The sequence below is a fragment of the Enterococcus sp. AZ077 genome (genome assembly GCF_051714965.1).
Lineage (GTDB): Bacteria > Bacillota > Bacilli > Lactobacillales > Enterococcaceae > Enterococcus_B > Enterococcus_B hirae.
On sequence record NZ_JBIOSX010000001.1, the window covers coordinates 972,501 to 995,791 of the forward strand.

The window sequence follows — 23,291 nt, forward strand, 5'->3', positions numbered from 1 at the left end:
CGGCGTGGCGGAATTGGCAGACGCGCTGGACTCAAAATCCAGTGCCCGTTGAGGGCGTGCCGGTTCGACCCCGGCCGCCGGTATTGACTAAGATGTGCTCATCTTAGTTTTTTATTGAGAAATAAAATAACATTGTTTATAATGGCGAATGTGGCGAAGTGGTTAACGCACCGGATTGTGGCTCCGGCATTCGTGGGTTCGATTCCCATCATTCGCCCTTTCTTATTGGGGTATAGCCAAGCGGTAAGGCAAGGGACTTTGACTCCCTCATGCGTTGGTTCGAATCCAGCTACCCCAGTTTTTTTACGCCGGCGTGGCGGAATTGGCAGACGCGCTGGACTCAAAATCCAGTGCCCGTTAAGGGCGTGCCGGTTCGACCCCGGCCGCCGGTATCATAATGAACTCCTAATGTGTCTTACATTAGGGGTTTTCTTTGGCTCTTTGTCAATAAGAACTGATGAGTGGTGTAAAAACAAATCTGGGTCAGAATGAACCTCATTCTGTCTCAGATTTTTTTGTTATAGAGCCATTTTCTTTTTGAAGCGGACTATTGTCCTACTCTCTATACAGAAAATCATTCCACATCATGAAAAGAACCGTACCTACTGCCGTATAAGAAGCTAAAATGAATAGAGGTAATGAAGATGAAGAAAACGTTTTTCTATCTGATGATTTTTATGAGTTGCTATCGCTACTGCAAAGAGCAGAAAATGGTCATTATCATGGGTGAGGGTTCTACAGGGATTCAAACGTTAGATAGCCTATGATTCTTCTGGCTTCTAGGTATAGTGAAAGTCGTTTTTACCCACTCATCTGTGTTTGAAATGATTCATCTAATCAAATTGAGTAAAGAAAATACAATAATGGTAATCATCTAATTAAAAAAAACAGGGATCTATCTATTGTTTTTTTGAATACCTTAATAGTTTAAAATTGCTCCCACTCTATACAATTATGAATTAAATGAATTGGACTTTAGTCTAATGTTTTTTACATTAATCAATACTATAATTAATATAGTATTGTGGATTTAAGAAATTAAAGAGGAAAGAGAAAATATAGATGTTAGAGTTAATTATCTCCAAATTTTTTTTGGTACATATTCTATTTTTATTTCTAGCCTATTAAAGTCAAATTTGCTTGTTGGAGGGATTATGGATAATAAGAATCAAAAACTATTTATTGCTCAGTTTATTGCGACGATTTGTGTTGTTGTTATTCATTGTGGGACCATTACTAGTCACCTGATAGTGCATTTTTTTCTAAAAAGTATGGTTTGTCGTATTGCTGTTCCATTCTTTTTTGTAAATAATGCATATTTCTTTCGGATAAATAGTAAGAGGGAAGGCTATTCGAAGATGTGGCTAAGAAGAATAGTACGTCTATATACTATAGTGTTTTTGCTGTACATTCCGTTTGGTGTTCAACTGTTACAAGATACAGTTGATATTCAGTGGAATTTATGGTCAATATTATTGGCATTGGTAGTTAGTTTCCTATATACTGGAAGCTTCTATCACTTATGGTATTTTCCTGCTTTGATAAGTTCATTAGCTATAGTTAAATATATGTTTCAAAGATTTAGATATAAATGGATTTTTCTGATTTGCTTTTTATTTTTTTCTGTTGGTTCCCTTGAAACGTATTCCTTATTTATATCAAATCCAATGGTCATATCAGTTATGGAAAAATACTTTAATATTTTTTTTACTACAAGAAATGGGTTATTCTTTAGTCCACTCTTTATTTCCATAGGATTTGTTTTGGCTGATAATGTACATAATTTAGAAAAGCATCGAAAGTTATTCATATATGGACTAGTCGCTGCGTGTTTTTTAGGAGGAGTCGAAGGGATAATCACATTTTATAATCAAGGAATCGATAAGAATTTTATGTATTTCACAATCCCTTTTATTTTTAGTTTGTATGGACTGTTGGTTATTTCTAAAAGTAAAATCAAAAGTTTTGAAAATTTAAATTCCTATAGTAAGAATATATTCTTGTTTCATATGATACCTATTCAAATCTTTAATATGAGGCATGGCGAAATAACACCTATAAATGGATTATTCCGCTTGATGTTAGGGGTGTTTGTTCCAATAAGTATTGTTTTATTTTACAATAAAATTGTGAAACAAATATCAATTTTTTACAAAATTAAAATGTTAGATGAATTGATGCAGCATATTTGTTTGATTATGCTGAATTAGGATTTAAGTCAGCAATCTTGTTTTGAAATAAATCATCTAGTTAAACTGAACTAAGAAAATACGAGATGGGTAATCATCTAATTAAAATAATCAGGGTTCTAGCTAAACCCCAGCCTTCGGGTATCATAGAACCACTAATGAATCTTACATTTTTGGTCTCTTTGTCAAATGATGTTGGTAAAGAAAATTCTTAGAATCATTTGGACAGAAAGAAGAAAATTTCTTTCTGTTCTTTTTATTTGGTTAAAATAGTATTACCAGGACAGATAATGATTCGTCGTTTGAAATGATAAAAATTTCGAAAACCATAAACTATGGTATGAAATAATGAGGGAGAAGTAAGAAGTAGTTAGTCTCTAAGGATAAACGATCACCTGTGATAGCTGGGTTATTAATAGGTAGTATGATAAAGTACGAGTAACATATAAAGGATGGTGAATCATATGAAAGTTTTTAAGTTTCTCGTTAAAATGTTCTTAGCTATAGTAATTCCTGCTTATGCCACTTATGGTTTGTTATCTGATAGGAATAAGTCAGACAGTAAGAAATCAAAACGCACTTAGATTGATTTGATGATTTTACTCGTTGTACCCTGATCCAGGGGAATCGAAAAGCTAAAAAGGAGCAAATATCAATTTTTCATACTGCAAATCAGTCTATCTTCATTTTTCTTTTAGCTTTTTTCCTAAAATCATCTGAGCTGATAGGTGAAAGCTTAAAGGAGCAAAACTATCAGAGGATGGAATGATTGTCGAACTTTATTTTTGACCTTATTAATATATAATAATGTAAAGGTATTCATTGGAAGGTGAGTTAAAATGAAGAACATTATTGAGTATAAGATGCCCTTTAGTTCTAAAAATATTGAAATACAAGTCAGAGAATTTTTGAATTATTATGGGAAAGATAAAACCGTCTTTCACTTGTATGAAGTAGCCAACAAGGCGAAAGAACTTGCAGAAAAATTTAACGTACCAAAAGATAAAGCCTATCTTGCTGGTTTGTTACATGATATTAGCGTAGTCATTCCTAATGATGAAAGGATAGAACTACAAAAGAGTTTAGGGGAGAAAGTTCTAAAAGAAGAAGAGAAACTACCTATGATTCTCCACCAAAAACAATCAGTATGTATAGCAAAAGAACTATTCAATATCAAGGATAGAGAAATATTATCAGCTATTGAATGTCATACAACGCTTAAAAAAAATGCTTCTAGTTTAGATAAAGTTGTTTTCATTGCAGATAAGATTAAATGGGATAGAGACCATAGTGCTCCTTATTTAAAACAATTGAACAAAGCTTTAGACATCTCTTTAGATCAAGGGTGTAAAACCTATATTGAATGGGCTTTAACGGATATTTTCGTTTTACATCCTTGGTTAAAAGACGCAATGTGTGACTTAGGAATGTGAGTTTATGAGAAAATTCTATTTGGTTCAATAAAGAATTTGTGCTTTTTTATGATTATATTTTCGTCAGTTAATTTTATAGAGAGATTACTATTTTTTATGTCGAATGAGTGCAATCACCGATGAGGACTAGACAAACGGTTATTCTCAAAGCAGTAAAAGACATACACAATTTTACTTAGTAGTTTGGCGTGATCAAATAAGTTCTTTCAGATTGATGGGTTGAATAACTTCATCTTAGCGGTAGTGTGGTAGTTTTTTATAAAAAAATCAGGACCGATAGAATACTCTATCCGCCCTACAATGGTTGAGTGTTCGTCTGGTATAGAGATTAAAAGGTGAGTGTCCTAGACTTAACATGTTTTACTAGATCTGCTTTAAACGAAAGCAGAAGAAGTTGTCTACTGAGATCACTATACAATTTATTCTGATAATGGAATCAGATTCATTTCTTCATGATAAGACATTTCCCAAAAAAGATACTCAAATTCCAAACTTGATATAAAAATTTGTTTTATTTTTTGTTGTTCCTTCGCACTTTTCATTTCGACTAATTCATCCAACAGGTCAAACATCCACTCAAATGATTTTTCAAAATCAGGATCTGCATATAAATCAATCCAGGAGCGATAGGGGTTCTTTTCTAAACTCGATTGATATCGTTTTTTTAAACGACTCGCATAATCGTAATAGGTCCAAGCACAGGGAAGGATAGCTGCGATGATTTCAGCGACACCTCCACTATGGCCAATCGCTAGCATATTTGTTGTATAAGAGCGATTGTAAAAAGAAGGTTGTACAGTTCTAAATTCTTCTTTTTCAATAGCATAATCCAACATATATTGGCGATGTAAGTCAAGTTCTGTTGCTAGAATACTGTATTGTGCTTCAACAAAATGAAATAATTGATGTTCATTGTCTGATTTGGTGGCAGCTAATGCGAATACTTTAGCATATTCAAATAAATACAAGTAATCTTGTAGTAAATAAAATTGAAATGTCTTTTTAGCAAGAATACCTTTTCCTAATTCTTGAATAAATGGATGATTAAATCCTTTTTCCCAGCTGTCATAAGCTTCGATTTTTAAATTTTTTGAAAATGACATTGATTTACCTCCCAATCGTCTGATCAATCAATCCTAAAAGTTCCTGACTGGCTTTTTTGATATCTTTTTTTGACAAAATAGCAGATACGACAGCAAAACCTTGAATGGGAAGTGAGTGAAAAGCTGGGATTGTTTGCTGATTGATTCCACCGATCACAATGATTGGAAGCGAGATTTGCGCACAGATTTTTTCTAATTCTTCAGTTGTGACATGTATTGCATCTGGTTTGGTATCTGTAGGAAACATTGCACCGACTCCTAGATAATCCGCACCATTTTTTTCTGCTTCGATGGCTTCTTCAACCGTTTGTACTGAAACACCGATTAGTTTATCTGGTCCAAGATGCTTACGAGCTATAGTTAAGGGTAAGTCATTTTGACCTATATGGAGACCGTCTGCATCACATGCCAGAGCAATATCAAGGCGGTCATTGATGATCAAGGGAACGTTATATCTTTTGGTTAATCGTTTTATCTGTATGGCTTCTTCGTAAAACTTTCTAGAATCTAACTGTTTTTCTCGGAGTTGAACAGCAGTAACGCCTCCTTCAAGTGCTTGTGAGACAGCTTCTAGCAGTGTATTGGTAGTGAACAAGAGTGGATCTGTTACTAGGTAGAGCCGGTAATCAATCATCGAATGCAATATAGTCACCTCGTTCTGATAAGGTTTGATCCGTTAGTTTACTTATTTCATCTATTAAATGGGTGCGTAAACTACCTGTTCCTTTGGTTTTTGCCTTTTCAAAAGCTAATTCACCAGCAACTCCCATTGCAATCACGCTACTTACGGCTGCTTCAAAAAAATCATCGGAATAACCACCACAAAAAGTAGCAATTAGAGAATCTAACATACAACCAGTACCAGTAACATGGCGCATTGCAGCACAACCATTTTTTACCTGCATCGTTCGAACACCATCTGAAACGATATCGATTGCGCCGGTTATGACGATGATACAGTGAAAAGAAGAAGCTAGTGTTCGTGCAATATTGATGACTTCAGTTTCTTTTTTTTGATTCACAAGCGAAGTGTCTACTCCTTTAGCTGAAGTTTGAATACCTGCTAGACAAAGGATTTCTGAATAATTTCCACGAATGACTGTAAAATGGATACTGTTTAATAACTTTTTAGTCACATCCATACGAAATTGAGAAATACCCACACCGACTGGATCGAATATGACCGGAATTCCATGCTTGTTCGCTTCTTTGCCAGCAAGAATCATCGAATCGACGGTTTGTTCATTCAAGGTTCCTATATTGAGAACGAGTGCATCCGTTTTAGCTGTTATTTCTGCTACTTCTTGAATCGCATCAGCCATTATCGGAGAACCACCAATAGCTAAAGTAATATTGGCACAATCATTGACTGTTACATAGTTCGTTAGATGGTGAACCAACGGATTGCATGCACGAATCTGTTGGATAATCGTTTTGAATGATGACATAAAATTACTCCTCTTCAACGGTATTTTGGTAAAGCGAGTAGAAATGATTCGTAGGACCATGTCCTTGACCGATCGCCAACGAATGTTGGATTGCAAGTGTAACGTATTTCTTTGCTTCACAGACAGCCTGCTCTAAAGATTTTCCTAGAGCTAATTCAGAAGCAATAGCAGAAGATAACGTACACCCTGTCCCATGAGTATTTTTGGTTTCGATTCGTTCTGCAGTAAAATGATAGAATTTATTTCCATCAAAGAGCACATCGGTAGCTTCGCCAGATTTATGCCCACCTTTGATTAAAACAGCTGTTCCACTATTTTCGTAGATGGTTCGTCCGACTTGTTCCATATCTGCTATTGATGAGATCGTACATTGAGCAATTTTTTCTGCTTCTGGGATATTAGGTGTAATCAAGTTAGCTAAGGGAAGAACCGTCTGAATCAGTGTATCAATCGCAGTTGGCTCCATCAACGCATTGCCGTTTTTAGCGTACATCACTGGGTCTAAAACAATATTTTGTGGTTGCCATTTTTTTAAACTTTCAGTCACTGCAAGCATTGTTTCTTGGCTAGAAAGCATCCCAATTTTTACGGCATCGGGAAAAATGTCTTCAAAAACCGCATCCATTTGATCTTTGATGATTTGAGGGGAAATATCTTGGTAGGTCAATACACGAACCGTATTTTCAGCTACGACTGAGGTGATAACCGACATTCCATACACTCGATGAGCAGAAAAAGTCTTTAAATCGGCTTGTATACCCGCGCCACCACTACAATCTGATCCTGCAATACTAAGCACTTTTTTCATCTGTAATCCTCCTTAAAATAGAAAAAGACATTCCCCTAGAAAGAAGAATGTCTTGTTTGTTTTGATTTCGCATCAACAAAAAGGACATTTGCTCCCTACGCTGGTATCAACCAAACAGGTTCAAAGGGTCAGGTTTTACCTTCTCAACGCAACAGCGTCCCCCTGCAAACAAAATCATATTTTATTACTTTTTAATCATAGCGGAAATAGTTAGGAGATTCAAGAGCAGATAAAGGAAACAGGTGAGAAGCGGAACTGCTCTTACGTAACTTCCGTTTTTGTCATTGCTAAATATCCATATGAATCAAGTGATCCGCAATGGTGTCGGTAGTAATGATGGAGTCAATCAGTTGATTTTTACAAGCATAATAGATTCCTTGCCATTTCGCATCATCATAAGCAATAGCGATGGTTTCAGGAATCGCTTTAAGCTCTTCAAGACTTAGGCCAACCACATGCTTATTGATTGGATGATTTACTTCTTGACCATCTTTATCATAAAAACGGGAGTTGATGTCCCCAACTGCACCAATCCCTCTTAATTGTGCCATTTCTTTTTTATTAGTATACCCGATTTCTTCCATCGTGTTGAAATGATCAGGGGAGGAGATACCGACAAGTGCTAATTCGACTTTTTTGGCTTCAGAGAGAATTTTATCAATGTAGATATTACCTTCAAATTCTTGACGAATTATCTCATTAGAAACCAGTGCTGGAGTGTAAAGATATTTTGAAGAACCACGTGTCTTTCGAGCAAATTCATGGCAAAGTTGATTGGAGTGGATATCAAAATGATCATATCCCATGCCGCCGATTAATGGAATGAATGTTGTATCAGGATAATTCTCAAATGGAAATTGAGTAACTAAGCTTTTGATTGACTTTCCCCATGAAATCCCGATTGTTTTCGCAGCTGCAATCTTATCTTTTAAAGAAATTGATGCAATTTGTCCAACCATTTTCTCGATTTCTGGATAAGATAGATTCGTTGTGTCCACCACTTTAACAAAAGATAAGGCAAATTTTTTCTCTAGTTCGGTTTCTAATTCAATGGCATAGATATTTTCACTATTAATAAAAAATTCAATGAAACCTGCTTTTCGAGCATCAATTAACCATTTAGAAATGAGTGAACGAGAGACTCCCATTTTCTTAGCAATCTGTGCTTGTGTCAGACCTTCTTTATAATATAAAGTTGCTACTTTCACCATGTTTCTTTCTTCAGATTTACTCATTTTTTCCTCCAATTGATCGTTTCACTCCAGTTATTCACTTCACTTAAATAGATCAAGTCGATCGGGTAATCATAACTGTCATACATTTAATAAAAAACATTTCCATTTTTAGTGTACTTTATTTTTTCGAAAAAATCAATTGACATTAATTTTGTCAAATGATATATTCTTGGTGTGGTATCATATGACAAATGGATTGTCTTTTGATAAAAGCGCGCAATTTGATCTTAAAAGGAGGAATGGGATTTGAATTTTCTGGTGAAGTTGTCAGATGGCTTTATGGGAATGTTTCAAGCTGGAGCAGATACTTTTGTTGGATTTTTAACGACGATCGTTCCGCTGTTGATTTCTTTGATTCTTTTTGTAAACGCTCTAATAAAAATTATCGGAGAAAAAAGAGTATTTGGATTCATGCAACGATGTACGAAATTCACGTTATTACGTTATACATTGATTCCGTTTTTAGCGTGTTTCTTTTTAACAAATCCAATGTGTTATACATTTGGACGATTTTTAAAAGAAGAGCACAAGGCAGCTTACTATGATGCAACGGTGTCAATGCTTCATCCCATCGTGGGATTATTTCCTCATGCAAATTCAGCTGAACTATTTGTTTATCTTGGTGTAGCAGCTGGCTTTGGTAAAGTGGGAAATCAAAGTGAATTAGGTCTAAGGTATTTATTGGCAGCTTTTATGATTATCTTAGTACGAGGAATCATTACAGAAAAAATTGCTCGTTTCTTAACACAAAGAGAAGCAAAAAAAACAACAGAGGCATAGACGAAACTGAGAATGGAGGTAGAGATGGAAGCGAAAAAACTAATTATCCATAAAGGAAATGGAGGCTGGGGAGGACCATTAACCATTCCGTTAAATGATGAACGTAAGAAGTACGTTATCAGTGTAACCGGTGGTGGTATTCATCCCGTCGCTGAAAAGATTGCGGAATTAGCTGGGGTAACAGCGGTTGATGCATTTAAAAATCCAGTGGAAAAAGAAGAAACCTTGTGTGCAGTCATTGATTGTGGCGGAACAGCACGCTGTGGAACGTATCCAAGAATGAAGATCCCGACAATCAACGTAAAATTGCAAGCGCCTTCTGGGCCGTTGGCGAAATTTATGACAGAAGATATTTTTGTTTCAGGAACAACGATTACAAACATAGAAATTATTAGTGAAAGCGAAGCTGCACAAGTACATAATAAAGAAGATAAGAATGAAAAAACATCAAATATCAACACAAATAAACCGGAAACAACTACAGAAATAACAAAAGAAACCACTGAAAAGAAAAATCATAGCAATAAAAAAGGTGGGATTTTTGGCTTGATCGATACCATCGGACGTGGTGCGGGGAGCTTTATCAATATCATGTATCAAGCAGGGCGTGAAACGATCGATACCGTGCTAACAAATATTATTCCATTTATGGCTTTTGTTGCAACTTTGATTGGTATTATCAACTATACAGGAATTGGGGATATTATTGCGAAGTTTTTGTCACCTTTAGGCGGTAGCTTACTTGGCTTAGTTCTATTAGGTGCTATTACTAGTTTGCCGTTTTTATCTCCTTTATTAGCACCAGGGGCGGTGATTGCTTCGGTGATTGGTTTATTGATCGGAACAGAGATCGCCAATGGTACAATCCCGCCACATTACGCTCTACCAGCACTGTTTGCTATCAATTCACAAGTTGGCTGTGATTTTGCACCCGTAGGAATGACTTTGGGAGAAGCAAAACCAGAAACGATTTCTAATGGTGTGCCAGCTGTGTTGTTTTCGCGAATTTTAACTGGTCCGATCGCAGTTATCATTGCGTATGCTTTTTCAATTGGATTATAGAATAGGAGTGAAAAAATGCAACCTAAAAACATAACGTTTGGCTATTTAGCTGAGAAGAAGAATGCAAAGATCAAGGAAATACCGATGCCTGAATTGGCAGAAGATGAATTGTTAGTAAAATAAGAAGCTTGTAACATTTGTACAACTGACTATCAACAATGGTTAGGACTTAGAGAACATCAAGGCTATCCTATGGCTGGCGGACATGAATGTTCAGGAATTGTCGTAGCAAAAGGCAAAGCTGTCGGCGATACCTACCAGATCGGCGATCGTGTCAGTGTACTTTATGATTATTGTGGTTACTGTGATGAGTGTAAATTTGGTGAAATTACGAATTGTGAAAACAAACGGCAATTTGGAAAGAATTATTCAAAAGAGTTTTATGGGATTTTTGGATTTGCGAATTATTTTGTTCGTAAAGCCAAAAGCTTCGTAAAGATGAGACCAACTTTATCTGCCTCAGAAGCTGCTTTTGTTGAACCCTTATCCTCCGTCGTTCAAAATATGAAAAAATTACGAATAGTGCCTGGAAAAGAAACGATCGTGGTCATCGGTGGAGGAACAATGGGACTTCTTAATGGATTAACAGCACGAGCAATGGGCGCAAGGGTCATCATTTCTGAGGTCATGCCTAAAAAGTTAGCTCTGATCAAAGAATTAGGATTTGAACCGATTGATGCAAGTCAAACCGATCCAGTTCAAAAAGTCAAAGAACTCACAAATGGAAAAGGGGCTGACAGCGTTATTGTCGCAGTTGGATCAACTTTGGCGATGAATCAATCCCTTGAGATGGTGAAAGAAAAAGATGGGAAAATCTCGATTTATGCTGCGGGTTATCCTGCGCCTGAAATGGCTATCCAGCCAAATATGATTCATTATATGCGTCTCGAAGTGATCGGTACGTATGCTTCCACATTAGAAGATTTTTATGACGCAGCTACACTCCTGAATGAAGGACGAGTGGATGTATCAAAATTGATCGAAACCAAAGTTCCATTAATGGATATCCAAAAAGCATTCGAGATCGCTAGTACCCCAGGAAGCTATCGGGTATCAGTTGTATTAAATGAGGAGGGGAATAAAGAATGATCAAATGTTTAGCAATCGCAGATTTATTTATTGATCGAGAAATGATGGAAGAAGGCTTGAAAGATTTAGCCACAAAAGGAATTTCTGTAGACATCAAAGAATGGCGACATTCTGATTTAGATAGTCTGCAAAAAGATAATATCAAGGTTGAAAAACAAGGGTGTGATGCAGTCGAATTACCAGAGTATCTCTTAGAAAATATTGAAGAGTATCAGTGGATCATTACTCAATTTGCACCGATTGGTAAAAAAGTGATCGAACGGGCGGAAAATTTGGAATTAGTTGGCGTACTGCGAGCAGGTACAGAAAATGTCGCTGTTAGCTATGCCGAAGAAAAAGGAATTGCTGTTTATAATACTCCTGGCAGAAGTAAGACTAGTGTGTCGGAATTTACTGTTGGTTTGATTTTGACAGAAATTCGAAATATCGCACGAGGAAATCAAAAATTAAGAGAGCATCAGTGGCAAAAGTACTATCCTAATGGGCTATTAGCACCTGAATTAAAAGAGTCAACGATTGGGTTAATTGGTTATGGCGAAATTGGCCAACGAGTTGCTCATTTGTTGCGACCTTTTGGATGTAACATTCTTTTCTTTGATGATTATTTTGATGGTACGTCCCCTGATACTCAAGTTAGCTTAGAGGAACTGGTGGAAAAAGCAGATATCTTTTCGATGCATTATCGATTGACTCCTCAAACAAAACATATGATCAATGAGTCGCATTTCAAGAAAATGAAACCTTCTGCTGTTTTCATCAATAGTGCCCGTGCTGGATTAGTCAATGAACAAGATTTGATTCAAGCATTAAGAAACAAAGAGATTACGGGAGCGGCAGTGGATGTTTTTGAACAGGAACCATTAACCGCAGACCATCCTTATCTAACATTAGATAATCTCACGATCACCCCTCATATTGCGGGCTCGACAATTGGTAATTTTGCCAATTCGCCTAAAATATTAGTGAACCGAATCTTTAGAGAATATTTATAAAAAAACATAAAAAATTGAATGAGTGGAGGAAATACATAAGATGACTTTATATGGTGAATTACAATTAAGAGAAAAAACAGGAAATCCAATCAAAGTGGGTGTAATTGGTGCAGGACAAATGGGCAGGGGAATGATTGCACAAATAGCGTCAATTCCAGGGATGATCGTAACAGGGATCAGTGACTTGTCCCTTGATTATGCACAAAAAGCGAAAGAAGCGTATCTAGCTTCGGCAAAAGTTAAAAATGATGTCCTTATTTCAACAGATGCTAAAGAAATTATTCACTCTGATTGGAATGAAGTAATCGTAGATGCTACTGGTGTACCTGAAGCAGGAGCAAAAATTGCGCTTGAAGCGTTATTAGCAAAAAAACATCTTGTCTTATTAAATGTTGAAATCGATATCACTATTGGACCTTTGATGCATAAACTCTATGATTCAGCAGGGTTGATCTATACAGGATCAGATGGCGATGAACCTGCAGCAACCACCGAATTATTTGAATTTGCTTCGTCTATGGGGATGGAAGTCTTAGTTGCGGGAAAAGGGAAGAATAATCAATTGAATATTTCCGCAAATCCGGCAACTGCTGAAAAAGAAGCTCAGAAAAAACAAATGGCTCCTCACATGCTAGCTGCTTTCCAAGATGGAACAAAAACAATGGCTGAAATGAATCTTTTATCAAATGCGATTGGCTATATCCCTGACAAGGTAGGTATGCATGGTTTGAAAGGGGATCTAGATTCTGTCATTACTTCGTTAGATTTAAAGGAAAATGGTGGGGTCTTATCTCAATTTGGTGTAGTGGAATATGTGGATGGTTTAGCGCCAGGCGTCTTTGTTATCGTTAAGGGGCAAAATAGCGAAGTAGCTGAAGAAATGAATTACTTGATGAAGAAAGGGGAACGGGATCATCATATCTTATATCGCCCGTATCATTTAGCAAGCTTAGAAACACCAATTACGATTGCAAAAGCTGTCTTACAACAAGATCATGCCATTGTTCCATTAGGCGCTCCAATTTCAGAAACCGTTGCGGTAGCGAAAAAAGATATTCAACCTGGGGATCATTTAGATGGAATCGGTGGTTTTTGTGTCCGAGGAGTACTTGAGACCCACGAAGAAATGAAGCGAGAGGGACATATCCCGATTGGACTGATCTCTGGAGAAGTAGTAGCAAAACGTTTTATACGGGCGGGTTCTTTCTTAACTGAAGATGACGTTGAACTAGATGCCAGTACCACTGTTTGGCAGTTACGTCATTTACAAGATACGACGTTATCATAGAAGGAGGAGAAAACCATGCACACAACAAAGATTGTTGAGGTTGGTTCTTTAGTGGAAGAATTTGCGGCAGAGTACTTAATGATTCTTTTCGGACAACAGGTACCACCTGAATTAAAAGACATCTGTGTGGTCCATGACAATCATGAAACGGCTAAAAATGTCATCAAAACAGGGGAAATACTGACCATCGGCAACCAAGAATATGAAATCAAAGAAGTTGGCAGTGAAGCCAATCATAACTTTGAAACCCTCGGTCATATCTCCATTTATTTCCGCACAGGAGAAAACGAAGTCTTGCCAGGAGCAATCGTTGTAGAGCCTCAAATCTTTCCAGAGTTTGCGATTGGAGATACCATTCGATTTGGAGAATCACAATAAGTAGTCGCTAGTTGTTGAGGAACGGCTGGGATTGTTCCTGATCGTAGTAAAGAACTAATGTGTTTGATAGTATATCAATAACAGCTAGATCAGAAGAAAAAAACTAACTCTGCCTCGTGAAAATTTAGGTAGAGTTAGTTTTTGTTTGATAACAGTTATCGTTTTTTCTTTTTTACAATATACAGTAAAAAGACAATAATGAGGACGAGAGCGAAAATAATACCTCCAGCTAGCCAAAGGAGCCAATTGTTTTGCGGCTCATCCTTTGTAGTAGATATATTTTGTTCATTATAAGTTGCAGCTGTTTTTTGCGAAATAGTAAAATTTATCTTTTGCTGCCAATTGATTTCCTTGTTTTTGACATTCGTCATTAGCTGATAGGTTCCTGGTTCGAATTCTTTTCCTTCTAAAAAAATCAAATAGTCCGTGCCGCTGTTAGGGGCGAACGAAATGGGTTGAGTCCCAGTTAGTACTGGGGTTTGTTGTTGTTCTTTTTTGATCTCATAGTGTATACGAGCACTAGATAGATAAGCAGCATTAGTATTTTCCAAAGTTGCTTTGATGGCATTTCTCTGGTTGATTTGGGTAGGTGCTGCTTTTTTTAGTTCTAAGTTCGGTTGGATTTTGTTTAGTTGTGTTTTAAGTAAGACAGCAATCTCCCGAGAAAAGACATGTTGGATATTTCCTTGTATATCTTTTTTTGGTTCTTCTTGGAGATAGAGCCCACCCGCAATTACTCCATCAAAATCTTTTTCTGGCATTTTGATGGTTAAAGGAATCTTTTTTTGTTCATGTCCCGCAAGAGTAAACTTTTGCTTATCAACAGAAACAATTTTCTCGATATCAATGGGCAAATTATTAGGACGATCTTGATTTCTACCAGAATATTCAACAACGCCTAGTTGATTGGTCTTTGCACGATTAAAGGACGGAATGATCGTGATCTCAGTTTCTTTTAGATTCGTGACTAAGACATTCAAAGTCGATTCCTGTCCAGGTTTTAGTTGTAGATCAAAATAATTGTCGTTTGTTGATGGTGTTGATTCATTGACTTGTATTTGTGCATCAAAACTTTGTAAGGATTCGCCGTAGATGTTAAGATTTCCCATCAGTAGAAAGAAGAAGGGTAGTATCCAAAACCACTTTTTCACGATCATTCCTCCTTTCTTAGTTGGTTGGACTGAATGAGAAAGTCCAATTTAATATAGTAGTATATTGTTCGGCTACTTTATTTGTATTCGCTGGAACAGATAAGCTGAATTGATTGATCGCTAGTGCAGTATCACCCGAGTTTTGACCTGCGGTTGCATCTAAAATCGTAGCATCTTGATTGAATACTTGGATCGCTAATTCATCGTTTTCATAGGCACTGGTAGGGGCTAACCCTAAATTATTTGTAAGTCCGCCAAAAGATAAATTGAGCTGTGCACCTGATAGCTCAACATCATCCGCTGTTTTGAACTGGTCAGTTTGAGATAACTTGACTGTCCATGTAGCTGCCGGATTTCCTCGGTTGTCTCGAACAGCTACGGTTCCAGTAGTAGGTGTAGAGCCGGTTTGTTCACCTGTAGCAGTAGCAATCCAGTTTTCAGCAGCTGCAGTTTGCAAGGGATGATCCCCAAAGTCTAAATTAGTTGGTATACCGCCAGCATAGTCAAATTCAAGTGCGCCTTCCACATAGGCCACTTCTCCTTGGGTTTGTGAATCAGCAAAAACGAGAGAACTTGAAAACAAGCTGACCCCCAAGACAAAAAAAGATAACGTTTTCTTTTTCATTTCTTCTTCCTCCTAAATAAATTACGGTGTATCCGATAAGAGCCATTCCACCATTGTTTGGTAGGTTCCCTTTGTTTTCAGACTTTCTTTGGGAACCGCTAATGAGAACTGATTGATTGCTAATTGGACTTGACCAGGATCAGTTACACCATTTAATTTGAGTAATGTTTGTTGCGTGCCTATAGATAGAGGGACCATTTGATTAGCAGTACTTGTGATCCCAGTGATAGGAAAGGTAGTTGTTAAATCTGCTGTTGAGATTTGTAATTGGGACGTTAATTGATTGGTTCCGTTTTGCCAAGGACTAAGTTGTTGGACTTTTATTTGCCAATTTTTTACAACTGTCCGTGTATCAGTAATCGAAATCGATCCGGTAGTTACTTGATTGTTATTGGTGGCTACTAAGTGCTCATCCTGTTGGGTCTGAATCAAGTGCTGACCAAAGTTCAAGTGAGTCGGCAAGCTTGTGGTCTGCCAAGTGAGTGCTCCAGCTGAAAAATAAACAGGTGTTGTACCAGTAGTAGGTCCTAACTGAATCGTCGACTGATCTGTTTGAATAAAACCGCCCTTAAAATTAGCTGTTAGATCTTGGGTCAATTTGGGCGAAGATAAAAGAAATGGTAGCGAAACACTCGTATTACCTAAAATCGAAGCAGCAACCAAATTTTTACTATTATCAGAAGTTGGTGAATTTAAACTCGTAATAAATTGAGACAAAGCTGTGACAAAGGGGGACAATAATGTTCCTAAAACAGTCCCAATCAGCGGTAAAGCTTGGACGATCGTTAATAAATTTTGAATCCGATTTTTTAATGTCGTTGTCAGGATGGGTAATAGCCCTTGACTAATCGCTACGCCATACTGAGTGCTCGACCGTGGGACGATAGCTAGAGTAAGATTCTGGGCACCAAAAGTTTCCGAACGTAATTCTGACAATGCCTGATTAACCGCTGTTTTATTTTGTGTGGAAACTAAAGGTGAGTTGACGATCAACGAAATCACAGAGGTTATGGTCGGCAAAATCAATTGTAAAGGGGACTGACTAAGTGGCACAGTAACAGTAGTTTGAACAGTCGCATTCCCATTAGGTTGGATATACCCGACCATTTCAGTCGGTGCTTCTAAAATGGCATATTTATCGCCAGTTGTGATAACCCCAGCGCTGATGCCATTTTTTCCTTCAATGAGAAAAGTGACAGGGACATTTACTCGGTTTAAAAAAGGCGCATTTGGACTGGTTTGACTGTTATTAGTTGCGGTAGTCGTACCAAATAAATTTAACGAAACTGCTTGAACAACATTTGTTTGTGCAAGCACTGACAGAAGTGTCAATAACAGAAAGATTACTTGTTGAATCTGTTTTCTTTTTTTGTGAAGCATCGTGCCCCCTCCCTAATGAGTGAACCATATTAACTCGACAAAAAAATGGCGAACGCTAAAATGATTGCAACTCTGATTAATTAAACTATAGCAATTTTTCGGAAATCTAGCTAATCAAAAACTCATTTTTTTCTAATTTTTATAATAGAAATCCATATTCTACAGTTTTTTCAAATGAGGAATGTTTCTATTTATCTTTAATATGATGCGTTTAAAATGAGGGGGAGCCAAGAAGGATTTTCCAAAATGAAAATTAAAAGAGAGGATTTGAGAAAAATGGATAGTTGGATCTAGCACTTACATTCATTTTTCTGTTTCGTGCGTAATGGTCGAAACAAAAAAATACGCCCTAAAAATTGTCGTTTTCACGTACAACTTTTGGAGCGTACCTCATTATAGAGTCTTTGAAAAAGAGACTTTGAAAAATAATCCGATGCATCACAACCTTCGTCCAATATTAGTTAACCGAAAGCGAAGAAAGCCAACTTTTCGCGGCAATTAATTCAGCCTTTGTTAATTGATGACCAGTAAATGTTTCTTGTAATGTGAGGTCAGCTTTTTGCATTTCAAAATCTTTGATCAGATTCGTAATCGCTATAGAGGAGACGATTGGATCGGTCTTGCTGTAAGAAAGCCAGATATGAGTATCAGTCATTACTTTTGCTGGATAATTGACGTTTAAAGACATTGGATGAAAAAGGATTCCTTTTCGCAGCTCAGTATTTCTTGATAATAGCAAGTGAGCAGCGATATTCGCTCCATTGGAATAGCCTACGATCACCCAGTCATGTAACGAGATGTTTTCTTTTTGGCTAACTGCTGAGATTTTATGATACAGAAGCGCTGTTTCTTCTGCTAAACTCTGGTAATCGAATTGATTCAACCCATTCCGTCGAAAGAAGCGATTCATTCCGTCTTCTTTGATTGAACCACGAAAAGAAAGAATCGTAGCATCCGGTTCAAGGAACTGGGCGGTTTCAAGTAAAGAATATTCATCGCCACCTGTACCATGAAGAAGGAGTAAATTTCTACTTGTTTGTTTTCCCGCTTGAAAAAAATATTCCATGATTTGACCTCTTTTTCTTGAAAGATATGCTTCTTGGAATCGACTGTCTGGATAGAAAGAAGATCATTCTCGTTGTTGGTTGGCATCCTGAGTATCGAAGGGACGAATGTACGCTTCGATTTCTTCTCTTTTACTTTCGAGTTGTGGTGGGAGTGATAGTTTTTCGCCAGCTGTATCTGCAGATTCATCGCCAAAAAAACCAGGTCCATCTGTTGCTAATTCAAAGAGAACGTGGGTGGCAGCTAAGAAGTATTCTGATTGGAAGTAGAAGCGATCCACAAACCCTGAACTTGGTACGTTTATCTGATTGATCACATGGATCCAGTGACGTAAGGCTTCTTCATCAGCGACACGCAAGGCAAGGTGATGGATATTGCCGAATCCTTCGATTGCTTTTGGTAAATCTGCTCGCTGTTCAACAATGATGCTTGCTCCATTACCGCCTTGACCGACTTCAAAGAGCGAAAAAGCTGCTGTTTGATCAGTAAGTTTAAACTCTAAAGTCTGTTCTAATAGTAACTGTAATGGTTCCATTTGACTCACTCGGACAAAAACTGGTCCCAAGCCTGTAATTGCATATTCTGATGGAATATTGCTGTTCTTCCAAGGAGTACCACCAGCAACACCTGTATTGTTTTCATCAGAAATCAATTGATAGAATTGATGGTCAAAGTCTTCAAACTCCAGATATTTTTTTGAAAAACGTTCCTTGATCGCAGAGTGAAGAACATTCTTTTCTTCAAAGCGTTTGAACCAATAAGTCAATGCTTCATCAGTTGGTACTCGAAAAGACACTCTAGAAATCGTATCCGTTCCTTTACTTCCTTGAGGTTGATTAGGAAAAGCGAAAAAAGTCATGTCAGTTCCAGGGGAGCCGTATTCATCTGTAAAATAAAGGTGATACGTTTCGATATCATCTTGGTTGATCGTTTTTTTTACTAAGCGCATTCCTAAAATATCCGTAAAAAAACGATAAATTTTAGTGGGACTTGAAGTCATAGCGGTAACATGGTGGATGCCTTTGATTTGAGTATCCATGGGAGTTCCTCCTTTGAACTTACAAAAAGTAAGTATTGTGTTAGTTACAGTATAGTGAGTGGGAACGTTTCTGGCAATTATTCTGTTTGACTCTGCTCTTTTGTAAACACCAAAAAATCCGTTTCACAATAGTTTCCTATTTTTGAAACGGATTTTTTTAGTTTGAACGGACATCAAGTAAGGAATAGTTGCGGACATCAAACCGATTTCTACTAGATGAATATTCGATGGGCTGACCATCTTTTAGATAAACGACTTGTTGCACATCCAAAACAGGATCTATTTCCGAACAATTCAAGTATTCCTGATCAAAGTGCGTACTTTTATCTGCTGAAATTGCTCGATAGGCGCCTGCAAAATGAAGATTTAGATCTTGGTGCAAGTAATCATAGATAGAAGAAAGCAGATGTTCTTTTTTTAGCCCTGGAACTAAATGTACAGGCATAAATGTATGTTCCAAAATATAAGGTTCGTTGTCTAAAATTCGTAAACGGTGAATATTATAAACAGGTTGTTCGGCACCAATCATTAATTTTTCTTGAATAAATGGGTTCGGAAACTCGACATCAAATTGAATGATTTGACTCGTCAGTGAACGATGACGACGCTTCATTTGATGACTGAGTCCCTCATACTCATTGGCAGGGGAGGTATCTTTCTCGATAAAAGGATGATCTAAAATTTTGGTTCCAGCCCCTCTTTGCGAATAAACTAATCCTTCCATAGCCAGAATATTGATGGCTTTTTTGATGGTCATTCGACTTGCGCCAAATTCTTCGACTAAAGTGATCTGATTAGGCAAAAAGCTGTTTGGTGGATATTCTTTTGAACGGATTCTTTCCCTTAAAACATTTGCGATTTCTTCATATTTTGGCACGTTATTCACCTCGTATTGAGTATAACGAAAGTTATTTCGTTCGACAAGAAAGAAATAACGAAGTTTAGTTGTTGAATCACTCATTTCAATGAAACAAGCATGAACAAATCAATTCACATCATTCCATGTTTTGACTGTTCATGCTAGATTATAAAATTTGCTTAATCTCTATTAGAAAGAAGATGATTTGCTTCACAGGTGAGTAGATAAGGCTTTACACAACGTCTAAATCAGGTTGTTTATCTAATACTTTTAAGAATGGGTACCAAATAAAAGCGACGATCACAAAATCGACTACTTGTAAGAGACCGCCTAGCCATGAATTGGTAGCTAAAACACCACTAGCAATGATCGGCACAGTCCACGGAACTGAAACACCTGTAGGCGGAGGAACGATGCCAGCTGCCATCATCAAGTAGTTGAACGTTGTCACGACCAAAGGAGCAACGACCCAAGGAATCAAAATGGTTGCGTTCAATACGATTGGTAGACCAAAAATTGCAGGTTCATTGACATTGAAGATTCCAGGTGCTAGCGCTAAACGACCAACATCACGGTATTGTTTTTTCTTCAAGACAAAAGCCATCAATAATACTACTGCTAACGTCATTCCAGAGCCACCGATACCAACGGTAAAGGTTTCCATAAATGGTTTTGTGATGATATGTGGTAGTTCTTTCCCATGCTGATAAGCTTCTAAATTATCAAGCATCAATGTATTCCAGATAGGGTCCATAACAGAATTAACAATAATTTGACCGTGAAGACCAAAGAACCACAAAAATTGAACAAAGAATAAGGCAATCAACGTGGCAGGTAAACTACTACCTAAACCAGTTAGAGGTTTTTGGATAACTTCATAGACTAAGTCATGAAGGTTCGCATTAAATACGCCAGTCATGACAGCGTTGATGATCAAGAAAACAGTCAATGTGACTACAGCTGGAATCAAAGCAGCAAAAGATTTCGTTACTGCAGGTGGTACGCCATCAGGCATTTTAATTTGCCAACCACGTTTGGTGATTCGACAGTAGATTTCCGCAGCTAAAAAGGCAGCAATCATTCCAATGAACATTCCTTTAGCACCTAGACGATCAAGTGATAGGACACCCGAAACTTCTTCACCACCAGCTGTTGTCATCACAAAAGGTGTGAGAATCAAAAAGCTTGCGAATGAAACAGCGCCACCAAAAATACCTTCTACATCATATGATTTTGATAAATAATAGCCGATACCAAATGTAACAAAAACGGACATGATACTCATCGTCGCATTTTGACCATTACCAAAAAGGGTGCTTAACGTGCCTTTGGTACCATCACTGAAGAACGGTAGATTATTCACAACGACCACAATTGATCCAAACATTGTTAGCGGAAATGACAACATAAATGCATCCCGTAACACAGTTAAGTAACGGTTTTGCCCTAAAAGATTGGCTAAGGGCATAATTTTTTGAGAAAGTTTATCCATAAAACCATTCATTTTTTTCACCTCAAATTTATTTTGCAATCGATTACAAACGTAGTATAACGTCTGTCTGTTTAAATGTCTAGTCATTTTTATCAAAAGTATTGATTTATTTTCAGTGATTGTTTATGATTACGGTAATTACTAAAAGAATTGAGGGATTATGAAATGAAACACTACGATTTTCCAAAGAATTTTTGGTGGGGAACCGCCGCAAGTGGACCACAAACAGAAGGCAGAATCAAAGGAGATGGGAAAGGAGAAAACATTTGGGACTATTGGTATGATCTAGAGCCAGAAAAATTTTTCAATCAAGTTGGTCCTGAGAAAACCTCTCAAGTTTACACGAAATATCGAGAAGACGTTCAATTGATGAAAGAGACAGGACATAATACTTTCCGAACATCCATTCAATGGAGTCGTCTATTCCCTAAAGGAAAAGGAGAAGTGAATCAACAGGCTGTATCATTTTACCGTTCATATTTTACAGAATTACTGGAGCAGGGAATTGAACCATTTGTCAATTTATATCATTTTGATATGCCTTTAGAATTACAACAAACAGGTGGCTGGTTATCTCGTGATACGGTTGACGCGTATGTGGCCTATGCAAAAACCTGTTTTGAGTTATTTGGGGATTTAGTAAAGAAATGGTTTACCCATAATGAACCGATTGTTCCAGTAGAAGGCGGTTATCTCTATCAGTTTCATTATCCTAACCATATCAATCTAAAAGAGGCTATTCAAGTTGGTTTCCACGAAAATTTGGCAAGTGCCAAAGCAATTGAAGCCTATCATAAGATGGGACAAAAAGGAGAAATTGGAATCATTTTGAATTTAACTCCTAGCTACCCGCGAGACGAAACAAACCCTGAGGATGTCAAGGCTGCTAGAATCGCTGATGCTTTTTTCAATCGTTCTTTTCTTGATCCTGCAGTAAAAGGAGAGTTTCCATCAGAGTTGGTTGCTATTGTGAAAGAATTAGCGATAATGCCAGAGATGGGGCCCGATGACTTAACGATTATCAAAGAAAATACGATTGATCTATTAGGAATCAATTATTATCAACCTCGGAGAATCAAGGCAAAAGAAACACCGATTGATCATCAGAATGGACCAATGCCAGAAGATTATTTTGATTATTATGATATGCCTAATAAAAAAATGAATATCTATCGTGGTTGGGAAATTTATGAAAAAGGGATCTATGATATCTTGACGAATACGAGAGAGAACTATGGCAATATCAAATGTTATATCTCTGAAAATGGTATGGGTGTAGAAGGGGAAGAACGTTTCGTTAACTCGGAAGGCGTGATTGAAGATGATTATCGGATCACTTTTGTCACAGACCATCTGAAATATGTGCATCAGGCAATCCAAGAAGGAACGAATTGTGTGGGTTACCACATGTGGACTTGCATGGATAACTGGTCTTGGACGAACGCTTATAAAAACCGTTATGGACTGATTGCTGTCGATCTAAACCAAGACGGTAAACGGACGATTAAAAAGTCGGGCCATTGGTTTAAAACCGTAGCCATGAAAAATGGGTTTGAAGCCTAAAAAGTTTTGTATATAGTTTTTAGAATAAAAACGAATGAAACTGGGACAAAAAGTTGTGAAGTACAAAGGTCATAATCGCAATAAACGATTTTATTATTTTTACCAATCTTCAGAAATTTCAGCTTATCGGCTTATTTCTTGAGAATAAAAACTTTTTGTCTCAATTTCATTGGTTTATTACATAAAAAATGGTAGGAAACAATACTAAAAAGCAGTGTGAACCGACACAGTTATCCATACTAGTAAGAACAAGGATACGAGTGATTAAAATTTGTTGCAATTTACAAAAACGGACGATAAAGAAAAGGAGAT

At 37.2% G+C, this 23,291-nt stretch carries 22 protein-coding genes, 4 tRNA genes and 1 riboswitch (1 of these 27 only partly in view); of the genes, 14 read left to right on the top strand and 12 right to left on the bottom strand.

Annotated features, from left to right (window positions below):
* The 7 genes from IGL28_RS04580 to yqeK all read left to right on the top strand — a co-directional run.
* Window positions 1–83 (top strand) — tRNA-Leu (locus IGL28_RS04580) (it extends 2 nt beyond the left edge of the window).
* A gap of 61 nt (window positions 84–144) precedes the next feature.
* Window positions 145–217, top strand: a tRNA-His gene (locus IGL28_RS04585).
* 9 nt (window positions 218–226) lie between these two features.
* Window positions 227–298 (top strand) — tRNA-Gln (locus IGL28_RS04590).
* A 9-nt stretch (window positions 299–307) separates the two neighbouring features.
* Window positions 308–392, top strand: a tRNA-Leu gene (locus IGL28_RS04595).
* Between the two features lie 252 nt (window positions 393–644).
* On the top strand, window positions 645–767 hold the full coding sequence (locus IGL28_RS04600; protein ID WP_275112614.1) for a hypothetical protein: 123 nt from the start codon (window positions 645–647) through the stop codon (window positions 765–767).
* 387 nt (window positions 768–1,154) lie between these two features.
* Window positions 1,155–2,210 (top strand): acyltransferase family protein, encoded by a 1,056-nt coding sequence (locus IGL28_RS04605; protein ID WP_368014295.1) that lies wholly within the window; start codon window positions 1,155–1,157, stop codon window positions 2,208–2,210.
* A gap of 818 nt (window positions 2,211–3,028) precedes the next feature.
* On the top strand, window positions 3,029–3,622 hold the full coding sequence (gene yqeK / locus IGL28_RS04610) for a bis(5'-nucleosyl)-tetraphosphatase (symmetrical) YqeK (protein ID WP_081128765.1): 594 nt from the start codon (window positions 3,029–3,031) through the stop codon (window positions 3,620–3,622).
* A 419-nt stretch (window positions 3,623–4,041) separates the two neighbouring features.
* On the opposite strand, the gene tenA is transcribed toward yqeK, so the two are convergent.
* The 5 genes from tenA to IGL28_RS04635 all read right to left on the bottom strand — a co-directional run bounded on the left by tenA (window position 4,042) and on the right by IGL28_RS04635 (window position 8,216).
* Window positions 4,042–4,725, bottom strand: a complete 684-nt coding sequence (tenA, locus tag IGL28_RS04615) for a thiaminase II (RefSeq protein WP_081128763.1) — start codon at window positions 4,723–4,725, stop codon at window positions 4,042–4,044.
* Window positions 4,726–4,729: 4 nt separating this feature from the next.
* Entirely contained in the window at window positions 4,730–5,359 is a 630-nt protein-coding gene (gene thiE, locus IGL28_RS04620; protein WP_425354060.1) for a thiamine phosphate synthase, read from the bottom strand.
* The gene (thiM, locus tag IGL28_RS04625) at window positions 5,352–6,173 is read right to left on the bottom strand and encodes a hydroxyethylthiazole kinase (protein WP_081204226.1); all 822 of its coding nucleotides are present in this window, start codon (window positions 6,171–6,173) and stop codon (window positions 5,352–5,354) included. Before thiM ends, thiE begins: the two co-directional genes overlap by 8 nt.
* 4 nt (window positions 6,174–6,177) lie before the next feature.
* Window positions 6,178–6,981, bottom strand: a complete 804-nt coding sequence (gene thiD / locus IGL28_RS04630; RefSeq protein WP_053766473.1) for a bifunctional hydroxymethylpyrimidine kinase/phosphomethylpyrimidine kinase — start codon at window positions 6,979–6,981, stop codon at window positions 6,178–6,180.
* 75 nt (window positions 6,982–7,056) lie between these two features.
* Window positions 7,057–7,155: riboswitch (TPP riboswitch) on the bottom strand.
* Between the two features lie 113 nt (window positions 7,156–7,268).
* Entirely contained in the window at window positions 7,269–8,216 is a 948-nt protein-coding gene (locus IGL28_RS04635; protein WP_081128757.1) for a sugar-binding transcriptional regulator, read from the bottom strand.
* Between the two features lie 246 nt (window positions 8,217–8,462).
* On the opposite strand from IGL28_RS04635, the gene srlA reads away from it, so the two are divergent.
* From srlA to IGL28_RS04665, 6 genes are all read left to right on the top strand, one after another.
* Window positions 8,463–8,996: a PTS glucitol/sorbitol transporter subunit IIC gene (gene srlA, locus IGL28_RS04640; RefSeq protein WP_010737301.1), complete on the top strand. Its 534-nt coding sequence runs from the start codon at window positions 8,463–8,465 to the stop codon at window positions 8,994–8,996.
* 24 nt (window positions 8,997–9,020) lie between these two features.
* Complete coding sequence (gene srlE / locus IGL28_RS04645) at window positions 9,021–10,058, top strand: PTS glucitol/sorbitol transporter subunit IIB (RefSeq protein WP_010737302.1); 1,038 nt, start codon at window positions 9,021–9,023, stop codon at window positions 10,056–10,058.
* A gap of 135 nt (window positions 10,059–10,193) precedes the next feature.
* The gene (locus tag IGL28_RS04650; protein WP_438843973.1) at window positions 10,194–11,147 is read left to right on the top strand and encodes a zinc-dependent alcohol dehydrogenase; all 954 of its coding nucleotides are present in this window, start codon (window positions 10,194–10,196) and stop codon (window positions 11,145–11,147) included.
* Window positions 11,144–12,139 carry a 2-hydroxyacid dehydrogenase gene (locus tag IGL28_RS04655; RefSeq protein WP_081128753.1) on the top strand — a complete coding sequence of 332 codons (996 nt, stop codon included), beginning with the start codon at window positions 11,144–11,146 and terminating at the stop codon, window positions 12,137–12,139. Before IGL28_RS04650 ends, IGL28_RS04655 begins: the two co-directional genes overlap by 4 nt.
* A gap of 40 nt (window positions 12,140–12,179) precedes the next feature.
* Entirely contained in the window at window positions 12,180–13,427 is a 1,248-nt protein-coding gene (locus IGL28_RS04660; protein ID WP_034867482.1) for an NAD(P)H-dependent oxidoreductase, read from the top strand.
* Window positions 13,428–13,442: 15 nt separating this feature from the next.
* Window positions 13,443–13,805, top strand: a complete 363-nt coding sequence (locus tag IGL28_RS04665) for a PTS glucitol/sorbitol transporter subunit IIA (protein ID WP_081128751.1) — start codon at window positions 13,443–13,445, stop codon at window positions 13,803–13,805.
* A gap of 155 nt (window positions 13,806–13,960) precedes the next feature.
* On the opposite strand, the gene IGL28_RS04670 is transcribed toward IGL28_RS04665, so the two are convergent.
* From IGL28_RS04670 to celB, 7 genes are all read right to left on the bottom strand, one after another.
* On the bottom strand, window positions 13,961–14,956 hold the full coding sequence (locus tag IGL28_RS04670; protein ID WP_010737307.1) for a DUF916 and DUF3324 domain-containing protein: 996 nt from the start codon (window positions 14,954–14,956) through the stop codon (window positions 13,961–13,963).
* 16 nt (window positions 14,957–14,972) lie between these two features.
* A complete protein-coding gene (locus IGL28_RS04675) occupies window positions 14,973–15,581 on the bottom strand; it encodes a WxL domain-containing protein (protein WP_081128749.1) in 609 nt (202 codons plus the stop codon).
* Between the two features lie 21 nt (window positions 15,582–15,602).
* The gene (locus tag IGL28_RS04680) at window positions 15,603–16,961 is read right to left on the bottom strand and encodes an adhesive domain-containing protein (RefSeq protein WP_081115063.1); all 1,359 of its coding nucleotides are present in this window, start codon (window positions 16,959–16,961) and stop codon (window positions 15,603–15,605) included.
* 457 nt (window positions 16,962–17,418) lie between these two features.
* Window positions 17,419–18,027, bottom strand: a complete 609-nt coding sequence (locus IGL28_RS04685; RefSeq protein ID WP_438843900.1) for an alpha/beta hydrolase — start codon at window positions 18,025–18,027, stop codon at window positions 17,419–17,421.
* A 63-nt stretch (window positions 18,028–18,090) separates the two neighbouring features.
* Window positions 18,091–19,065, bottom strand: a complete 975-nt coding sequence (locus IGL28_RS04690; protein WP_438843901.1) for a VOC family protein — start codon at window positions 19,063–19,065, stop codon at window positions 18,091–18,093.
* A gap of 157 nt (window positions 19,066–19,222) precedes the next feature.
* Complete coding sequence (locus IGL28_RS04695; RefSeq protein WP_010719615.1) at window positions 19,223–19,942, bottom strand: GntR family transcriptional regulator; 720 nt, start codon at window positions 19,940–19,942, stop codon at window positions 19,223–19,225.
* Between the two features lie 214 nt (window positions 19,943–20,156).
* Window positions 20,157–21,428: a PTS cellobiose transporter subunit IIC gene (gene celB, locus IGL28_RS04700; protein ID WP_010719614.1), complete on the bottom strand. Its 1,272-nt coding sequence runs from the start codon at window positions 21,426–21,428 to the stop codon at window positions 20,157–20,159.
* 153 nt (window positions 21,429–21,581) lie between these two features.
* Here celB and IGL28_RS04705 point away from each other — a divergent pair, with 153 nt between their 5' ends.
* A complete protein-coding gene (locus tag IGL28_RS04705) occupies window positions 21,582–22,979 on the top strand; it encodes a glycoside hydrolase family 1 protein (protein WP_081204224.1) in 1,398 nt (465 codons plus the stop codon).
* Window positions 22,980–23,291: the final 312 nt, after the last annotated feature.